This window comes from Nocardia sp. NPDC023733, assembly GCF_040639775.1.
GTDB lineage: Bacteria > Actinomycetota > Actinomycetes > Mycobacteriales > Mycobacteriaceae > Nocardia > Nocardia rosealba.
Map to the genome: position 1 here is coordinate 486,646 of NZ_JBFAAN010000001.1, position 17,104 is coordinate 503,749.

A 17,104-nucleotide genomic window follows, 5' to 3' on the forward strand; every position below is an offset into this window, starting at 1 on the left:
TCCCTGGTAGATCGGAGGTTCGAGACATCACCACGAAAGCAAGGCCCGACCGTCGCGAACCCGCGCGGCACGGGCAGCGGCGGCTCCTTTCGCACGGTATGCCGCACAAGCCGCGCTGTCGACCGAAAGGCTGCGTCCGGTGCGGGCTTCGGTCGCCGCGACTCGCCCGACCGATCGAGTTGGCCGGATATCGACGAAACGTGTCACTCCGGCCACTCGTTCGAAACGGCAACATCCATCATGATCACCAGGGTGACCGACCTGCGCCCACTCACTCCGCCCGCCGGTGAAGTCCCGAGCGAACCCGAACCAGCGGTAGCCGACCGGCTCGTCGACGAGCCCCGCCGAACCCTGCACCCCGCCTGGATCGTCGCGGGCGTCGGCTTCGTCGCGCTCCTCGGCGCGGCGGCCTTCCGTTCGGTCCCCAGCGTTCTGATCGAACCGTTGCACGACGAGTTCGGGTGGTCACACGCGACGATCTCGGCCGCCGTCTCCCTGAACATGCTGCTCTACGGCCTGATCTCGCCGTTCGCCGCGGCGCTGATGGACCGGTTCGGTATCCGCCGGGTGGTGTGCGCGGCGCTGGTGCTGATCGCCGCGGGTGCCGGGCTGACGGTGTTCATGACCCAGGCCTGGCAGCTCCTGATGACCTGGGGTCTGCTGGTCGGTATCGGCGTCGGTTCGATGTCCATGCCGTTCGTCGCCACCATCACCGGTCGCTGGTTCGTCCGCAGCCGGGGCTTGGTGACGGGCATCCTGACGGCGGCGGGCGCGACGGGGCAACTGGTGTTCCTGCCGCTGGTCTCGATGCTCGCCCACGACCACGGCTGGCGCCTGCCCTCGGTGATCGTTGCGGCCGTGGCCTTGGCGGTGGCGCCGCTGGTGTGGTTGTTCGTGCGCGACTATCCGAGCGACGCGGGCGTGCGCGCCTACGGTGCCGAACCTTGTTCGGACGTCGGTGTGCGGCGGCCGGTCGCCGGGGGAGCGGGCCGGGCGCTGCGGGTACTCGCCGCCGCCGCCCGCAGGCCCGGATTCTGGTTGCTCGCAGGCGGTTTCGCGGTGTGCGGCGCGTCGACGAACGGACTGGTCGGTACCCATTTCGTCACCGCTGCGCACGACCACGGCATGCCACCGACCACGGCCGCCGGACTGCTGGCCCTGGTCGGGATCTTCGATGTGGTGGGCACCATCGCCTCGGGGTGGCTGTCGGACCGGGTGGACCCGCGCTATCTGCTGCTCGGCTACTACTCGCTGCGCGGGCTGTCGCTGCTGATCCTGCCGTCGCTGCTCGGCCCACACACCCAGCCGAGCATGTGGGTGTTCATCATCTTCTACGGCCTGGACTGGATCGCGACGGTCCCGCCGACGGTGCTGCTGTGCCGGGAACTGTTCGGTGCCGACGGTCCGATCGCGTTCGGCTGGGTGTTCGCCGCCCACCAGGTCGGTGCGGCGATCGCGGCCACCGGGGCGGGCTTCATCCGCGACCTCAACGGTTCCTACGACCTGGCCTGGTACCTGGCCGGCGGGTTGTGCGGTGCGGCGGCGCTGATGTCGATCCTGATCAGGCGGCCGCGGCGCTCACTCGAGGGCTTTGCGTGAGCGCGCCTCGAGGGCGATCTCCTCGCGGCGCCCGTCCCAGCGGCTCGGTTCGTCCTTGGTGCGTGGCGGCCGGTCGTTGGCGACCAGCACCGCGATCCACGGCAGCGGTACCGACGCGGCGATGATGAGGATGGAGATGAGCGGGTTCTCGAACACGCTGTAGGCGATGGCCGCGAGGATCAGGCACGGGATCCGGAAACCCATGATGATCATGTAGCGGCGTACCCGGGCGCGGTGCTGCTCGTCGAGCGAGGTCGCGGCCTCGGTGATGAGCACCGGGTGCTCACCGGAGTCGCGGAAGAACCCCCGCGAGGCACCTTTGCCCGGCAGGTGCACTTCGGGTTCCGGGGTCGGATCGCCGGCGCCGGGGGACTCGCCGTTGGACTGCATGCTCCCGAGTCTTCCACTTGCCGTCGCCGGGCGCACACGCGGCTGGTCAGCGAGCCACCGCCCGGATGCGGCATCATGGAAGGCATGAGTACGGACACTCTGGTACGCCCGGAAACCACGACCGACGAGACGACCGGTGACGACGTCCCCAAGTTCTTCCACTACGTGAAGAAGGACCGGATCGCCGAGAGTGCCGTGATGGGCACCATGGTCGTCGCGCTGTGCGGTGAGGTGTTCCCGGTGACCCGTTCGCCCAAGCCCGGCTCACCGGTCTGCCCGGACTGCAAGAAGGTCTACGAGCGCTTGCGCAAGGGCGGCGACTGAGCCGGTTCCGCCGTCGGCGATGACGCCGGCGCCTCCGTCGAGGCGTCGGCGCTTTCGTCGTGTTCGCTGTCGGTTTCGTCGTCACCCAGCACCTGACTGGTGATCCATTCCTTCACCTGCTCGATGCGGGTGGCGCGCGCGGGCCAGAACTCCTGCACCGCCGCGTTGAACTCCGCACCGAGGATCACCGCGAAGCCGAGGAAATAGGTGAACAGCAGGAACGCGATCGGGGTGGCGAGCGCGCCGTAACTCACCCCGGTCTCGGTGATCCAGGACAGGTAGCGGCGCAGCAGGTCGCTGGCGGCCATGAAGAACACCCCCGCGACCAGTGCCCCGGCGAACAACCGGTGCCACGGCAGCGATTTGTGCAGCGCGAGCTTGTAGAGCGTGGTGAGTCCGACGATGAGCAGCAACCCGACGATCGGGTAGTAGAACGTGTCGATCACCCGCAGCCCCGGTTCGCGCCAAGCATCGGGCAGTACCCGCCCGATCCGGGTGGGACCGAGCGCGATCATCGGCAGCAACAACACCGCCGCGACCAGGAACTGCACATACAGCAGCAACGCGAAGATCCGCTGCCACACCGGGTGGCGGGCGTCCTGCTGACCGTGCGCCTCGACGATCGCGTCGACGAATGTCGCCATGGCCGAGGACCCGGCCCACAGCGAGAGCACGAAACCGAACGACACCACCGCGCCACGACCACGGCCGAGCACATCGTCGACGGTGGGTTCGATCAGATCCGACACCACCGACGGGCTGAAGAAGTCCCGGCTGAAGGCGATGATCTTGGCTTCCACGATCTGCACGGTGTCGGGCCCGAACAGCCCACCCACGTAGCCGAGGCTGCCGAGCAGGCCGAGCAGCAGCGGTGCCAGCGACAGTGTCTGCCAGAACGCCGCCGCCGCCGACTTGGCGAAAATCGAGTTGTCCCAGCACTTGTGCGAGACCCGCACGATGAGCTGCCACGCCGTCCGCAACCACGACAGCCACCGTGCGCGTTCGCGCGGATGTTGCCCGGTGGGGACGGGCACGGCCACGGCTCCGCCCGGCCCCGGGGTGGGCGGCGGATACGCGGCATCGGTCGCGTGGGCCTCGTTGTTGCTCATGTCGTTGTCCAGCATCTCGCACCGATGGCGACCGTGGGGTGCGGGACGAGCATCGTGTCGGTGGGTAACAGGTAAATGGCCGGTGACCTCGGCCGGGATGTGACGCCCGTCGCGCGCGCCGCGTCGGTGTTGGCGACACGCCGTATCGGGCGGCTAGGGTCGTCTGCGTGACTGGGTCGGGTGGCGTCGCTGCGGCGAGAGAAGCGGGTACACCGGTCGATTCGGCGGCAGGTGGTGCGTCGGGCGGTTCCCTGCGCGCCTGGCAGCGCCGCGCCCTGACGAAATACCTGGCCACCAAGCCACGCGACTTCCTCGCGGTCGCCACGCCCGGCGCCGGTAAGACCACCTTCGCGCTGCGGGTTGCCGCCGAGTTGCTGGCGGATCGGACGGTGGATCAGATCACCGTCGTCGCGCCCACAGAGCACCTCAAGCACCAATGGGCCGCCTCCGCGGCGCGCTCGGGGATCCAGCTCGACTCCCGCTTCTCCAATTCCACCGGCGGCACCTCCGGTGACTACCACGGTGTGGTCGTCACCTACGCCCAGGTCGCCGCACACCCCACCCGGCACCGGGTGCGCACCGAGAACCGCCGCACCCTGGTGATTCTCGACGAGATCCACCACGCGGGCGACGCGAAGTCCTGGGGTGAGGCCACCGAGGAGGCCTTCGGCGATGCGACCCGCCGCCTGGCCCTGACCGGTACGCCGTTCCGCAGCGACGATTCCAAGATCCCGTTCGTCACCTACGAACCCGACGAGTCCGGTTTCCCGCGTTCCCGCGCCGACCACTCCTACGGGTACGCCGACGCCCTCGCCGACGGCGTCGTCCGTCCCGTGGTGTTCCTGGCCTACTCCGGTGACGCGCACTGGCGCGACAGCGCGGGCGAGGAACACACCGCACGCCTCGGCGAACCCCTCAGCGCCGAACAGACCGCCCGCGCCTGGCGCACCGCGCTCGACCCCGCGGGCGACTGGATCTCGGCGGTGCTGCGCGCGGCCGACACCCGGCTGCGGCAGTTGCGGTCCTCCGGTATCCCGGACGCCGGTGGCCTGGTCATCGCCACCGATCAGGAACGCGCCCGCGACTACGCCGAACTGCTGGAACACATCTCGGGGGAGCGGCCCGCGCTGGTGCTCTCCGACGACCCGCAGTCCTCGCAGCGCATCGGCGAGTTCGCGAGCAGCACCCAGCCGTGGATGGTCGCGGTGCGCATGGTGTCCGAAGGTGTCGACGTGCCGCGTCTCGCGGTCGGCGTGTACGCGACCAGTGCGTCGACGCCGCTGTACTTCGCCCAGGCCATCGGGCGTTTCGTGCGTGCCCGCAAGCCGGGGGAGACCGCGAGCGTGTTCCTGCCGTCGGTGCCGGTGCTGCTGGATCTGGCCGCGCAGCTCGAGTTGCAACGCGACCACGTGATCGGCAAGCCGCACCGCGAGAAGAACGCTCTCGACGACGAACTGCTCACGGAGGCGAACAAGACCAAGGACGAGCCGGGCGAGGAGGAGAAGTCCTTCGTCGCCCTGGCCGCCGACGCCGAGCTCGACCAGGTGATCTACGACGGATCCTCCTTCGGCACCGCCACGTTCGCGGGCAGCGACGAGGAAGCCGACTACCTGGGCATCCCCGGTCTGCTCGACGCCGATCAGATGCGGGCGCTGCTGCGCGACCGTCAGTCGCGTCAGCTGTCGGAGCGCAGCGCCGCCGTCGCCGCGCCCCAGCCCGCCGCCGTGGCCGAACGGGTCGCGACCTCGGACAAGCTGGGCGAGCTGCGCCGCGAACTCAACAGCCTCGTCGCCATGCACCACCACCGCACCGGGAAACCACACGGCGTCATCCACGGCGAACTCCGCCGCGAATGCGGTGGTCCGCCAACTGCTTTGGCGACCGCCGATCAACTCACCGAACGAATTGCGGCGCTGCGCCGGCGATAGTCGTTCGGACATGAGCGGGTAGCTGTCGCGGCGGCCGGAGTGTCTGTGGATCGGCAGTAGCGATCTGCGCGGGCAAGTGAGGCGCGCGTGAGGCATACACGGTTCGTCGATACGTGCGCGAACACAGCTGTCGGCGAGGTGGGTACGCGCGGTCTGGGCACGTCGGCAGGCGTGCGAGTAGCCGCGCGGTGTGGCCGATGCCGGCAGGTGCGTGCGCTGGATCCGGTTGATCAAGCGGTTCGGGCGGCGGCGAGGATTTCCAGCGCGGAGTCGGCGGCGGCGGTGAGTTCGGTGTGGCCCACGCCGTCGCGTGCCTGGACGGACAGTCCGTAGAGGACCGTGCTGAACAAGGCTGCGAGCGCGGCGGTGTCGGTGCCGGGTTTCAGGTCGCCCTCGACGACGCCGCGCTCCAGCCGGGCCTGTATGTCGGCTGTGGTGCGGCGGCGTGCCTCGGTGAGGAACTCGCGCACCGAGGCGTTGCGGGTGGTGTAGGTGGCGCCCGCGAGGACCACCATGCAGCCCTGGGGCAGGCCGGGGTCGGTGTACATGGCGATGTTGTCGTGCAGCATGGCCGCGATCGCGGCATAGGCGGTCGGTTGCTCGCTCAGCGCCCGAGCGGTGCGCGATCCTTCGGCGCGGCCGTAGAGTGCCACGGCTTCCCGGAACAGGGATTCCTTGTCGCCGAAGGCCGCGTACAGGCTGGGGGAGTTGATGCTCATGGCGGTGGTGAGGTCGCTCATCGACGCGCCCTCGTAGCCGCGTTCCCAGAACACCTCCATGGCCCGGCGCAGGGCGACATCCCGGTCGAAGGCGCGGGGGCGACCACGTTCTGCCATGGGAGACCTTTCTGTGCCGATCGGTAAATATACCGCGACCGTCACCGGCGATTATTTCTGTATCGGTCGATAAGAAAAGCCTTGACGTGAGCCGGTCGGATGCGCTTCCCTCTTTATGTATCGACCACTACAGAATTGGAGCAGCCTTCATGTCGCACAGCACCACCGTCGCCCTGGTGACCGGCGCCAGCCGGGGAATCGGCGCCGCCATCGCCCGGAAACTGGCATCCACCGGCGCCGATGTGGCGTTCACCTACCAGCGCGACGAGGTCGCCGCGAAGTCCGTCGCCACCGACATCGAGGCGCTCGGCAGGCGCGCGCTGCCGATCCAGGCCGACAGCGCCGATGCCGCCGCCGTGGTCGCGGCCGTCGACCGGACCGCTCGCGAACTGGGTGGCCTCCACGTGCTGGTGAACAACGCGGGCATCTTCCCGGCCAAGCCCTACGAGGAGTTCACCCTCGCCGAGATCGATCGGGCGCTCGACATCCACGCCAGGGCACCGTTCGTCGCGGGTCAGGCCGCGCTGGCCCACCTCGGCGACGGTGGGCGCATCATCTCCATCGGATCGAACCTCACCGACCGCGCCCTGTTCGGCGGCCTGGCCCTCTACAACCTGAGCAAGTCGGCCCTCAACGGCTACACCAAGGCGCTGGCCAGGGAACTCGGCCCTCGCGGCATCACGGTCAACCTCGTGCAACCCGGCCCCACCGACACGGACATGAACCCGGCGGCGGGTGAGCACGCACCCACTCAGCGAGAGTTCAACGCGCTCGGCCGTTTCGGCACCCCCGACGACATCGCCGACCTGGTCGCCTTCCTCGCAGGCCCGTCGGCCCGCACGATCACCGGCGCGATCATCACCGTCGACGGCGGAACCAACGCCTGACCCGGCCGGCTCGGAATGCCGCCGACCATCGGGCGCCCATGTGGGACACACCACGCTGCCTGACCCCGCACGGCACCGCCGACGCCCCTACGCTGCACTGGCTCTCAACAACCCGCACCACAAACGCCACGGGCCACGGCCCCGGCCACGCGGCACGGCTGGTGTGATGCGGCACGGCTGGTGTGATGCGGCACGGCTGATGCCACGCGCACATGCGCGCACCGAACTCGCGCCCGGCGGTTTTGCAGGCGCGGCACGGCCGATGCCACGCGGCACGGCTGATGTCACGCGGCACGGCTGATGTCACGCGGCACGGCTGATGTCACGCGGCACGGCCGATGCGGAGCCGACTGGAGTGGGTTCAGCCGGTGACGGAGAAAAAGTGGGCCGGGTCGAGAGTGTGGATCGGGGTCCAGGGTGACTCGGCGACGGGCGTTTCGGGGTCGTGGGCGGTGTCGAAGTAGCCCTGCAATTCCAGTGCGAGGCGGGGGTTTTCGTCCACCTGACGGGCGATCGTGTAGAGCACCGCGAGCACGTGGAGGCAGCGGGGTGTGCGGGCGGAGCAGGAGCAGTCCGTGCTCACCAGGGTCGGGGCGGGGGAGTGGCCCGCGTCGAGCAGGGCTCGGTGCATGTCGTCGGTGACGACGGTCGCGTCGGGAATCACCTGCTCGATCGCGGTCACCGCCGCGCGGGAGAGCGGCGCCACCTCCACGTGCGCGATCGAGGCCTGCCCGCCCCGGTGCAGGTGCGCGCGCACCGTGCGGCCCTCGATCTCGGTGCGTACCCCGTTGTTGCGGGCGACGCTGCGGGCGCGCGGCAGCAGCGGTTCGGGGCGGGTCTGGCGCAGCGGTTCGGCCAGTCGCACCCAGTCCTTACCCCACGGCGTGTACCCGAACTCGTTGTCTGCCATCAGTTCTCTCGCTTCCGTCGCAGGATGTCGACCAGGGCGTCGTCGTCGAGGCGGGCCAGTTCGGCGATGCCCGCGGCATCGGACAGGTCGGTGAGGGCCGACTTGCGGGTGTGCATGCCCGCGATGTGTTCCTCCACCGTGGTGGCGCTGGTGAGCGTGGTGACGGTGACCGTGCGCGTCTGCCCGATGCGGTGTGCCCGGTCCGAGGCCTGGGCCTCCACCGCCGGATTCCACCAGCGGTCGAAATGGATCACGTCGGCTGCGCGGGTGAGGGTGAGACCGGTGCCCGCGGCGCGCAGGCTCAGGATGAGAACCGGTGGGCCGTCGGGTGATTGGAACTCGTGAACGATCGCCGCACGCTGATCGGCGTCGAGCCCGCCGTGGAAGAAGGGTGCCCGCACCCCGAACTGTTCGGCGAGGTGGCGCACGAGCAGCTCACCGGTTTGCCGGTACTGGGTGAAGATCAGCGTGGGGTCACCGGTGTCGAGATTGGTCGCCACGATGTCGGTGCACAGCTCGAGTTTGCCCGAGCGCCCGGCCAATTCGCCCAGGTCGCCGGTGACCAATCCGGGGTGGTTACACACTTGCTTGAGGTGCGTGAGGGCCGCGAGTACCCGGCCTTGTCGTTGCAGACCCGACCCGAAACCCTCGTCCAGGGCTGCGGCGAGCACGGTGTCGTAGGCCTTCTCCTGCTCCGGGGTCAGGTCGCACAGCAGGTCGCTGTGGATCTTGGCCGGCAACGACGCCGCCACCTGGATCTTCTTGCGGCCCAGCAGTACCGGTTCCACCGCATCACGCAAGCGCGCGGCCGCATCGGCCGAGCCCTCTTCGATCGGCCGCACGAACCGGCGCCGGAACTGGGTGCGGTGCGCGAACAACCGGGGCGTAGTGAGGTTGAGCAGGGCGAACAGTTCGTCGAGATGGTTCTCCACCGGGGTGCCGGTGAGCGCGACCCTGGCGTCGGCGGGCACCGCACGCGCGGCCCGCGACACCTGGGTGCGCGGATTCTTCAACGCCTGCGCTTCATCGAAGACGACGGTGGCCCAGTGCTTCTCGGTCAGCGCCGACCCGTGCAGACGCAGCGTCGGGTACCCGGTGACCACGACGGTCCCCGCGTCGGCGGGCACCGCACCGCCACGCCACGACACCACCGTCAGCCCGGGGGCGAACCGGGCGATCTCGTGCACCCAGTTCCCGACCAGCGAGGTCGGACACACCACCAGCTGCGGCCCAGCGGCCCGCCCCTGGAGGAACCCGATCGTCTGCACGGTCTTGCCGAGGCCCATCTCGTCGGCGAGCACCGCCCCGCCGTACGCGGCGACGGTCTCCCGCAACCACCCGACCCCACGCACCTGATAGGGGCGAAGGGTCGCCTCGAGCGCCCTGGCGAGCTCCGCCGCCGCGGCTTCGGTCTCCCGCACCACCCGCACCGCCCGCTCGGCCGACACGACGGCCGTCCCCACGGCGTTGGGCACCGCATGCGCCGCGATCGGCAGCTCGAGCGCATTGGCGACCGCCCCTGCATTCGCGGCCGCCCGTGCATTCGCGGCGGGCCGCTCGCCCGCGCCGAGGCCGGTCGAGGCTGGCCCGTCGCCCGCGTCCGCACGAGCTTCATCGGCGGTGGGTGCCTCCCGATGCCGACGGTCGACGTCCGTGCGGGCGTCCTCGAGGAGCATGCGCCAGGCCTGGGCCGAGGGGCCGAGCTCGGCGACGGGCAACTCGAGCAACTCCGAACCGGTCACGACGGCGGCGGGTACCTCGACCGGCTCGAGCGCCCTGCGCTCACCGACCGGCAGCGCCAGCGTCAACGTCTCGGGGTCTCCGACGTCGCGTGGTGGGCGCCCGGCGCCGAGTCCGCTCCAGGTCCACAGGGCGAACAGGTGACGATCGGGAAGATAGGTGGCCTGGATGGCGGGCAGAACATTCTCCTCTGATCGGGCAGCGCGAACAGGCTAATAACGTACACTGTACTGAATTTGTTCCCGACCGACCGGAAAAGGTTCCGCGCATGCCGACCGACGGCAGATCCACCGACCAGGCCGCCCAGCTCGTGCAGTTGCTGTGGCGTCATGCCCTGCCGGCCAAGCCCGGCGCGCGCGGCCCCAAACCCGGCCTCACGGTCGACGCGGTCGTGGCGGCGGGCATCGCCCTGGCCGATCGCGACGGCATCGGCAAGCTGACCATCCGCGCGGTGGCCGCCGCCCTCGACGTGCGTGCCATGAGCCTCTACACCTATGTGCCGAGCAAGGAGGCGTTGCTGGTGCTGATGGTCGACGCCGTGGCCGCCGAGGACGAGCCGATCCCCGCCGAGCTGCCGCTGCGCGAGCGCATGATCGCCGTCGCGGACCGGGTCCGCACCGAGCTCCTCGCCCACCCGTGGCTGCTCGAGGTGTCGCCGTGGCGCCAGGTCCTCGGCCCGGCGAGGATGCGCCGCTACGAGAACCAGCTGCGCGCCATCGACGGCGCGGGCCTGTCGGATCTGGCGATGGACCGCGCCATCGCGGTGCTCACCGATTTCGCCACCGGCAATGCCCGCCTCGCCGTCGCGGCGGCGGGTGCGGCCGACCAGCTCAGTGATGCCGATTGGTGGCGGGTACACGGTCCGCTGCTGGCCGAAGTGATGCCCGCCGACCAGTTCCCCCTCGCCGCACGTGTGGGCACCACGGTGGGCGAGCACTATCAGGCCCCCGCCGATCCGGACGGTGCCTACGCCTACGGTGTCGCGACCCTGGTCGACGGCATCCTCGCCGACACCGCCTGACCCCGGACACCACAACAGCGGGCGCCGGAATCCGGTCGCCCGCTGTCGGGGGTTTTCTATTGTCGGATGTTGTTGTGTTCGGACGCGAGAGGAGTGGTCAGAGAGCTGGAGCCGATTCCGTGTCGATCACGGCTTCGAGCTCGCGCAAACGGTCCATGTGTTCATTCGCGTGGTGCTGGCAGAAGAGCAACTCGCCACCCGCGGGAAGAACGGCACGCACTCGGGCAGCCGCCCCGCAACGATCGCAACGATCGACCGCGGTCAGTGGGGTGCTGGTCAGGGTTCCTGGCATGACTCCTCCGTCCCGGCTCCCGGCGCTGCGTGGCCGTTCGCCTAGGTGTGGGCCCCGTGGTCACTCCACGTGGCTCGCGTCCGCTACTTCCCAGCAGTGGTACGACTACTCTGTCAGACGTTCGGGGTTCAGGCTTTGTTCCCGGAAGTGAATCTTTGTGTTTTCGATAACACGACCTGCGGTTTCGCTGAAAGCGAACATGCGCTGGTCGTCGGTCTCGAGCACCCGCCGATCACCCGTGGCGCCGTTTCCCACCTCCTGTTCGATCCTGACACTCATCGACTGTGTCGCTCGCTGTGGTGTTGCTCGTTACGCCACGAGCTCGATCACCACCGTGCGGCCCCACCGCCCACCGTGTGACAGGGTCTTCACCGTCCGAACCTGTTGTCTACCCGGAGATTACCCGTGATATCCGACACTCACACGCTTGTTCACCTGTGTTCTTCCCAAGAGTGGCAACAATTTGCGCACGACGGGCAACGCCGCCCGCCGTCGCTGGCCGAGAGCGGCTTCGTGCACCTGTCCACCCCTGAACAGGTGCGGCTGCCCGCGAATCGCCTCTTCGCCGGTCGCACGGATCTGGTGCTGCTGTGGCTGGACCCCGCCCGGCTCGCGTCGCCGCTGAAGTGGGAGCCGGGCGTGCCAGGCGACCCGGAGTCGATGCTGTTCCCGCACCTGTACGGGCCGCTGCCGCTCGCCGCGGTGCTCGACGTCTCGCCCTATCGACCGGGCCCGGACGGCGTGTTCCATACCCCACGCCGACCGGGAGTGGCACAGGACACAACCGGGCTCTGACGGGTCTATCGTGGATATGTGAATGTCGATGTCACAGCGCTACCGGGGATCGGAGTGCGTAAGGATTTCGAGGTCAGGTCGGGGCGCCGCGTCGGGGTGGTCGCCCATCGCGACGGTGACATCGATCTGATCGTGTCCAAGCCCGACGACCCCGACGCCATCGCCGCGCAGGTGCCGCTGTCGGTGGACGAGGCCTCGGTGCTCGCCAATCTGCTCGGCGCACCGCAACTGGTGGCCAAGCTCAACGACGACCACCGCGACCTGCCCGGCATCACCACCCGTCAGCTCGTGCTGCTCGCCGAGTCACCGTACGCGGGACGCACACTCGGCGAGACCGGGATGCGGACCCGCACCAAGACCTCGATCGTGGCCGTGATGCGTGCCGGCCAGCTCCACCCCTCACCAGGTCCGGACTTCACCTTCACCGAGGGCGACCAGCTCGTGGTCGTCGGCACGCCGGAAGGCCTGGACGCAGCCGCGAAAATTCTCACGCACGGCTGACGGCCGTGACCGCGCAGGCCCTGGCGCTGCTCGAACTAGGCATGATCTTGTTCGCGCTGGGGATCTGCGGCCGGATCGCGGGCCGGTTCGGAATGTCACCGATCCCGCTGTACCTGCTGGGCGGGCTGGCGTTCGGGCGTGGCGGTTTCGTCGAGTTGGAAGGCGCGATCGAATTCGGTCACGTCGCCAGCGAGATCGGCGTGGTGCTGCTGCTGTTGCTGCTCGGGCTCGAATACACCGCGCCCGAACTGATGACCGGGCTGCGCCGCTCCTGGACCGCCGGTGTGCTCGACCTGCTCGCCAACGCGCTGCCCGGCGCCGCCGTGGCCCTGATCCTGGGCTGGGGAATTCTCGGCGCCGTGGTGCTCGGCGGCGTCACCTACATCTCGTCCTCGGGGATCGTGGCCAAACTCCTCGACGACCTCGGCCGCCTCGGTAACCGCGAAACCCCCGTGGTGCTCTCGATCCTCGTGTTCGAGGACCTCGCGATGGCGGTGTATCTGCCCATCCTCACCATGATGCTGGCGGGCCTGAGCCTGCTCAGCGGGCTGGTGTCGCTGGCCGTCGCGCTGGCGACGATCACCGTGGTGCTCGTGGTGGCGTTGCGGTTCGGCCGGGTGGTCTCGGCGGTGCTCGACAGCACCGATCGCGAGGTGTTCCTGCTGCAGTTGATCGGCGCGGCGCTGCTGGTCGCCGGTGCCGCCTCGGCGCTGAACGTGTCGGCGGCGGTCGGCGCGTTCCTGCTCGGCATCGCGATCTCGGGATCGACCGCGCAGGAGGCGGCCAAGCTGCTAGAACCGTTGCGCGATCTGTTCGCCGCCATCTTCTTCGTGGCCTTCGGCCTGTCCATCGACCCGGCTGCCATTCCGCCGGTGCTCGCCTGGGCGGCGGGGCTCGCGGTGGTCACCACGGGCACCAAGATGGTCGTCGGCTGGTGGGCGGCGAGCAGGCAGGGCATCGCGCGGGCGGGCCGGGCGCGAGCGGGTGCGGCGCTGGTCGCCCGCGGCGAATTCTCCATCGTCATCGCCGGTCTGGCGGTGAGCTACGGCACCGCCGACCACCGCCTCGTCGCTCTCGCGTCGGCCTATGTGCTGCTGATGGCGATGCTCGGTCCGGTCATCGCCCGCGTAATCGAACCCGTCGTCACTCTCGGTGGGCGCCGGCGTCTTTCGGCGACCTGACTAGTCGATGACCCGGCGCGGCCAGGCGCCCGCCACGTCGTAGGCCAGTTCCTCCGTGCGGTATTCGATCGGCTCCTGCATGCGCACCGGCGTTGGCATCGCGGGCGGCGGTACGGCACGCTTACGCGGCTGGTGCCGGGAGGTAAGCCACATGCGCGGCAGCGCCTCCTCGTTCTCGATCTCGGTGAGACTCACACTGATCAGCACCAGCATGGTGACGATGCTGCTCACCCCGATCAGCGGCGCGAGCAGTTCCATCGCCCCCGCCCCCGAAGGCGGGCCGCCATGGTGGCCGGGGTGGGCCTTCATGGCCGCCATGCCGGTGTAGTGCATGCCGGTGACGGCCACACCCATGATCAGCGAGGCGCCGATGGTGGCCAGAAATCCCTTGACGCGCAAGGTGAACCACAGTGCGACGATCGAGGCGACCACCGCGATCACCAGCGACAGCGTGACGATCATCGCGTCGTAGGACACCGCGGCCGTCGACTTCATCGCATACATGCCCGCGTAGTGCATGGTGCCCACCCCGAGTCCGGCGATGGTGCCACCGCCCACGAGCGAGCGCAGGGTCGGCTGCGGTTTGTTCACCATGAACAGCCCGATCCCGACGACGACCATCGCCGTGATCGCGCTGAGCAGAGTGAGGGGGACGTCGAAACGGATCTCCGCGCCCCGGATGCTGAAGCCGAGCATGGCGATGAAATGCATGACCCAGATACCGGTTCCGCCGATCGCGATGGCGGCGCCGACGAGCCAGCCGACCCGTCCCTCGGTGGCGTTGCGTCCACGCGCGGCGCACTGCAGCCCGAGCAGGCATCCGGTGACGGACATGAAATAGGCGAGGACAGGGGTGATCCAGCCGTAGCTGAAGTGATAGATGTCGAGCACGCCGCGCAAACCCTCAATGCCGGTACCGCTGACCGGTCGGCGGTAGAACGAAAAGCTGGACGTGACGATACGGCGAAAACCCCGAATTCGTTGCCATCGCAGCGCAATCCAGGAGTGTGGGTTTGATCACGAAACGATTACCGCGAGTTTTCTGTGGTAAACAGACCGTTCGGAATTCGGCGTGGGATACAAGAAAAGGCCCGGACCCCTTGTCATAAGGTCCGGGCCTCGTCTCGCGAATGCCTAGTCGAGGTAGTCGCGCAGCACCTGCGAACGGCTCGGGTGACGCAGCTTGCTCATCGTCTTGGACTCGATCTGCCGGATGCGCTCACGCGTGACGCCGTAGACCTGACCGATCTCGTCGAGAGTGCGCGGCTGACCGTCGGTGAGGCCGAAGCGCAACCGCACCACGCCCGCCTCACGCTCGGACAGCGTCTCCAGCACCGACTGCAGCTGATCCTGCAGCAGGGTGAAGCTCACCGCGTCGACCGCGACGACCGCCTCGGAGTCCTCGATGAAATCGCCGAGCTGGCTGTCACCTTCGTCGCCGATGGTCTGGTCGAGCGAGATGGGTTCACGCGCGTACTGCTGGATCTCGAGGACCTTCTCCGGCGTGATGTCCATTTCCTTGGCCAGCTCCTCCGGGGTGGGCTCACGGCCCAGATCCTGGAGCAGCTCGCGCTGGATGCGCCCGAGCTTGTTGATGACCTCCACCATGTGCACCGGGATACGGATGGTGCGTGCCTGGTCGGCCATGGCGCGGGTGATGGCCTGACGGATCCACCACGTGGCGTAGGTCGAGAACTTGTAACCCTTGGTGTAGTCGAACTTCTCGACCGCGCGGATCAGACCCAGGTTGCCCTCCTGGATCAGGTCCAGGAACGCCATGCCACGGCCGGTGTAGCGCTTGGCCAGCGACACCACCAGACGCAGGTTGGCCTCGAGCAGATGGTTCTTGGCCCGGTTGCCGTCGCGCACGATCCAGTTGAAATCGCGGCGGGTGGTCACCGACAGCTTCTCGCCCGCCTCGGCGAACTCACGCATCTTCTCCGCCGCGAACAGGCCGGCCTCGATCCGCTTGGCGAGCTCGACCTCCTCCTCGGCGTTGAGCAGCGCGACCTTGCCGATCTGCTTGAGGTAGGCGCGGACCGAGTCGGCGGAGGCGGTGAGTTCGGCATCCTTGCGCGCCTGACGCAGCGCCTCGGACTCCTCCTCGTCCCAGACGAAATCGCCGGAGGCCTTGTCCTTCTCGGTCGGCTCGGTGGTGTCGGCGGCATCGGCGGTGTCGTCGGCGACCTCCTCGACGATGACATCACCGTCGGTGAGTTCGTCCTCGGCGACCTCGAGATCACCGAGATCGTCGAGTTCGATCGACTCGTCGTCGAGTTGCTCCTCGCCCCCCTCGGCCGCGGTCGCCTTCTTGGCCGCGGTTTTCTTCGCCGGGGCCTTCTTGGCGGCAGCCTTCTTCGCCGGGGCCTTCTTGGCAGCGGCCTTCTTCGCCGGGGCCTTCTTGGCAGCGGCCTTCTTCGCCGGAGCCTTCTTGGCGGGAGTTACGGCGTCGTCGGCATCGGCGTCGGCCGAGTCGGCGGTCTGACGGGTATTCGTGGCTACCACGTACGCCCTTTCGTGACGGTCTCGTGCGGCGTCACGCCAGAGTGGTTTCCGGCGGAGCGGTCGGTCGGGTTGCACCGGCGGTGCGTCGGTCGGGTGCTCACCGGTTCGTTCACCGGCTCGCTCGCGACCGGCTGAGGCCGGAAGGTTTCACCGGCTCACCGCCGGACGTGTTCCATTGTAACGATCCAACCAGGGTACTCAGTGCCACGATGCCCTCCAGGCGTTGCGGCGTCGTCCTCGCGCGCTACGGCGCGATGCCCCCGGCGATAGCCATCGCCGCGCCGACGATACCCGCGGTGTTCTTCAACACGGCCGGAATCACCGGAGTTCGGTTGGTGAGCAACGGTATCCACTGCTCGTGATCGCGGCTGATACCGCCGCCCGCCACGATCACCTTCGGCCAGAAGAGGTTCTCGATGTGGATCAGGGCCGTGCTCACCCGCTGCGCCCACTCCGGGTAGGTGAGGCCGTCGCGGTCCTTGATCGAGGCGGCGGCCAGGTGCTCGGCCTCCACCCCCTCGATGTCGAGGTGGCCGAGCTCGGAGTTGGGCACGAGGGTGCCGTCGTAGAGCAGCGCCGAGCCGATCCCGGTGCCGAAGGTGAGCAGCAGGGTGAGGCCGTGCAGGTCGCGGGCGGTGCCGTAGCTGTCCTCCGCGAGCCCCGCGGCGTCGGCATCGTTGAGCACCGTCACCGTCCGCCCGCCGAGCGCGGCCGAGAACAGGGCGCGCGCGTCGGTACCGATCCAGGCGGGATCGATATTGGCGGCCGTACGGGCGTGTCCGTCGAGCACCACGCACGGCAGCGTGATCCCCACCGGTCCCGCCCAGCCGGCCAGCGCGACGAGTTCGGCCACCGCCGCCGCCACCGCCTCGGGCGTGGCGGGGCGCGGGGTGGCGATCTTGAGCCGCTCGTGGGTGAGCAGACCGGTGTCGAGATCGACCAAGGCCCCCTTCACGCCACTTCCCCCGATATCGATGCCGAATGCGTGCCCCCGAGCGGACATGGATGAACCCCTTGCCTGACGCGGTCGATGTGCCTGACAAAGAGTAGCGGTAGTCACCGCTCGCACGAGCCGCCGCATATGAT

The 17,104-nt window shown here is 68.8% G+C and carries 18 protein-coding genes; 8 read left to right on the forward strand and 10 right to left on the reverse strand.

What is annotated here, in order from left to right:
* The first annotated feature begins 240 nt into the window (after positions 1–240).
* Positions 241–1,599: an MFS transporter gene (locus AB0F86_RS02160; protein ID WP_356984022.1), complete on the forward strand. Its 1,359-nt coding sequence runs from the start codon at positions 241–243 to the stop codon at positions 1,597–1,599.
* On the opposite strand, the gene AB0F86_RS02165 is transcribed toward AB0F86_RS02160, so the two are convergent.
* On the reverse strand, positions 1,579–1,989 hold the full coding sequence (locus AB0F86_RS02165) for a DUF3099 domain-containing protein (protein ID WP_356984023.1): 411 nt from the start codon (positions 1,987–1,989) through the stop codon (positions 1,579–1,581). The two genes, AB0F86_RS02160 and AB0F86_RS02165, sit on opposite strands and share 21 nt — an antisense overlap.
* A gap of 84 nt (positions 1,990–2,073) precedes the next feature.
* On the opposite strand from AB0F86_RS02165, the gene AB0F86_RS02170 reads away from it, so the two are divergent.
* Complete coding sequence (locus tag AB0F86_RS02170; protein ID WP_067493022.1) at positions 2,074–2,313, forward strand: DUF3039 domain-containing protein; 240 nt, start codon at positions 2,074–2,076, stop codon at positions 2,311–2,313.
* Here the strand turns inward: AB0F86_RS02170 and AB0F86_RS02175 are convergent.
* The gene (locus AB0F86_RS02175; RefSeq protein ID WP_356984025.1) at positions 2,283–3,422 is read right to left on the reverse strand and encodes a YihY/virulence factor BrkB family protein; all 1,140 of its coding nucleotides are present in this window, start codon (positions 3,420–3,422) and stop codon (positions 2,283–2,285) included. The genes AB0F86_RS02170 and AB0F86_RS02175 overlap by 31 nt on opposite strands.
* 251 nt (positions 3,423–3,673) lie before the next feature.
* Between AB0F86_RS02175 and AB0F86_RS02180 the strand changes: the two genes are divergently transcribed.
* Positions 3,674–5,350 (forward strand): DEAD/DEAH box helicase, encoded by a 1,677-nt coding sequence (locus AB0F86_RS02180; protein ID WP_067493026.1) that lies wholly within the window; start codon positions 3,674–3,676, stop codon positions 5,348–5,350.
* Between the two features lie 230 nt (positions 5,351–5,580).
* Here AB0F86_RS02180 and AB0F86_RS02185 read toward each other — a convergent pair whose 3' ends face one another.
* The gene (locus tag AB0F86_RS02185) at positions 5,581–6,186 is read right to left on the reverse strand and encodes a TetR/AcrR family transcriptional regulator (RefSeq protein ID WP_181696991.1); all 606 of its coding nucleotides are present in this window, start codon (positions 6,184–6,186) and stop codon (positions 5,581–5,583) included.
* A 149-nt stretch (positions 6,187–6,335) separates the two neighbouring features.
* On the opposite strand from AB0F86_RS02185, the gene AB0F86_RS02190 reads away from it, so the two are divergent.
* Positions 6,336–7,073, forward strand: coding sequence for an SDR family oxidoreductase (locus AB0F86_RS02190; protein ID WP_356984027.1), 738 nt, complete (start codon positions 6,336–6,338; stop codon positions 7,071–7,073).
* A 361-nt stretch (positions 7,074–7,434) separates the two neighbouring features.
* Here AB0F86_RS02190 and AB0F86_RS02195 read toward each other — a convergent pair whose 3' ends face one another.
* Together AB0F86_RS02195 and AB0F86_RS02200 are read right to left on the reverse strand one after the other, a co-directional pair.
* Positions 7,435–7,983, reverse strand: coding sequence for a hypothetical protein (locus AB0F86_RS02195; RefSeq protein ID WP_356984029.1), 549 nt, complete (start codon positions 7,981–7,983; stop codon positions 7,435–7,437).
* Positions 7,983–9,791 (reverse strand): DEAD/DEAH box helicase, encoded by a 1,809-nt coding sequence (locus AB0F86_RS02200; protein ID WP_356984031.1) that lies wholly within the window; start codon positions 9,789–9,791, stop codon positions 7,983–7,985. The genes AB0F86_RS02195 and AB0F86_RS02200 overlap by 1 nt, the downstream gene beginning before the upstream one ends.
* Before the next feature lie 200 nt (positions 9,792–9,991).
* On the opposite strand from AB0F86_RS02200, the gene AB0F86_RS02205 reads away from it, so the two are divergent.
* Positions 9,992–10,744, forward strand: coding sequence for a TetR/AcrR family transcriptional regulator (locus tag AB0F86_RS02205; protein WP_181696994.1), 753 nt, complete (start codon positions 9,992–9,994; stop codon positions 10,742–10,744).
* Positions 10,745–10,841: 97 nt separating this feature from the next.
* Here AB0F86_RS02205 and AB0F86_RS02210 read toward each other — a convergent pair whose 3' ends face one another.
* Together AB0F86_RS02210 and AB0F86_RS02215 are read right to left on the reverse strand one after the other, a co-directional pair.
* Entirely contained in the window at positions 10,842–11,036 is a 195-nt protein-coding gene (locus AB0F86_RS02210; protein WP_029903635.1) for a hypothetical protein, read from the reverse strand.
* Between the two features lie 105 nt (positions 11,037–11,141).
* Positions 11,142–11,315 (reverse strand): hypothetical protein, encoded by a 174-nt coding sequence (locus AB0F86_RS02215; protein WP_157104669.1) that lies wholly within the window; start codon positions 11,313–11,315, stop codon positions 11,142–11,144.
* Between the two features lie 126 nt (positions 11,316–11,441).
* Between AB0F86_RS02215 and AB0F86_RS02220 the strand changes: the two genes are divergently transcribed.
* Genes AB0F86_RS02220 through AB0F86_RS02230 form a run of 3 tightly spaced genes read left to right on the forward strand, consistent with a single transcriptional unit; the run spans position 11,442 to position 13,513 of the window.
* Positions 11,442–11,831, forward strand: a complete 390-nt coding sequence (locus tag AB0F86_RS02220; RefSeq protein ID WP_225280515.1) for a DUF952 domain-containing protein — start codon at positions 11,442–11,444, stop codon at positions 11,829–11,831.
* An 18-nt stretch (positions 11,832–11,849) separates the two neighbouring features.
* The gene (locus tag AB0F86_RS02225; RefSeq protein ID WP_067492837.1) at positions 11,850–12,332 is read left to right on the forward strand and encodes a TrkA C-terminal domain-containing protein; all 483 of its coding nucleotides are present in this window, start codon (positions 11,850–11,852) and stop codon (positions 12,330–12,332) included.
* A 5-nt stretch (positions 12,333–12,337) separates the two neighbouring features.
* Positions 12,338–13,513, forward strand: coding sequence for a cation:proton antiporter (locus AB0F86_RS02230; protein ID WP_356984032.1), 1,176 nt, complete (start codon positions 12,338–12,340; stop codon positions 13,511–13,513).
* Here AB0F86_RS02230 and AB0F86_RS02235 read toward each other — a convergent pair whose 3' ends face one another.
* The 3 genes from AB0F86_RS02235 to ppgK all read right to left on the reverse strand — a co-directional run bounded on the left by AB0F86_RS02235 (position 13,514) and on the right by ppgK (position 17,021).
* Complete coding sequence (locus AB0F86_RS02235; protein WP_181696997.1) at positions 13,514–14,404, reverse strand: MHYT domain-containing protein; 891 nt, start codon at positions 14,402–14,404, stop codon at positions 13,514–13,516.
* Positions 14,405–14,647: 243 nt separating this feature from the next.
* Complete coding sequence (locus tag AB0F86_RS02240; protein ID WP_067492841.1) at positions 14,648–16,018, reverse strand: RNA polymerase sigma factor; 1,371 nt, start codon at positions 16,016–16,018, stop codon at positions 14,648–14,650.
* Positions 16,019–16,262: 244 nt separating this feature from the next.
* On the reverse strand, positions 16,263–17,021 hold the full coding sequence (gene ppgK / locus AB0F86_RS02245; protein WP_181696998.1) for a polyphosphate--glucose phosphotransferase: 759 nt from the start codon (positions 17,019–17,021) through the stop codon (positions 16,263–16,265).
* Between the last annotated feature and the right edge of the window lie 83 nt (positions 17,022–17,104).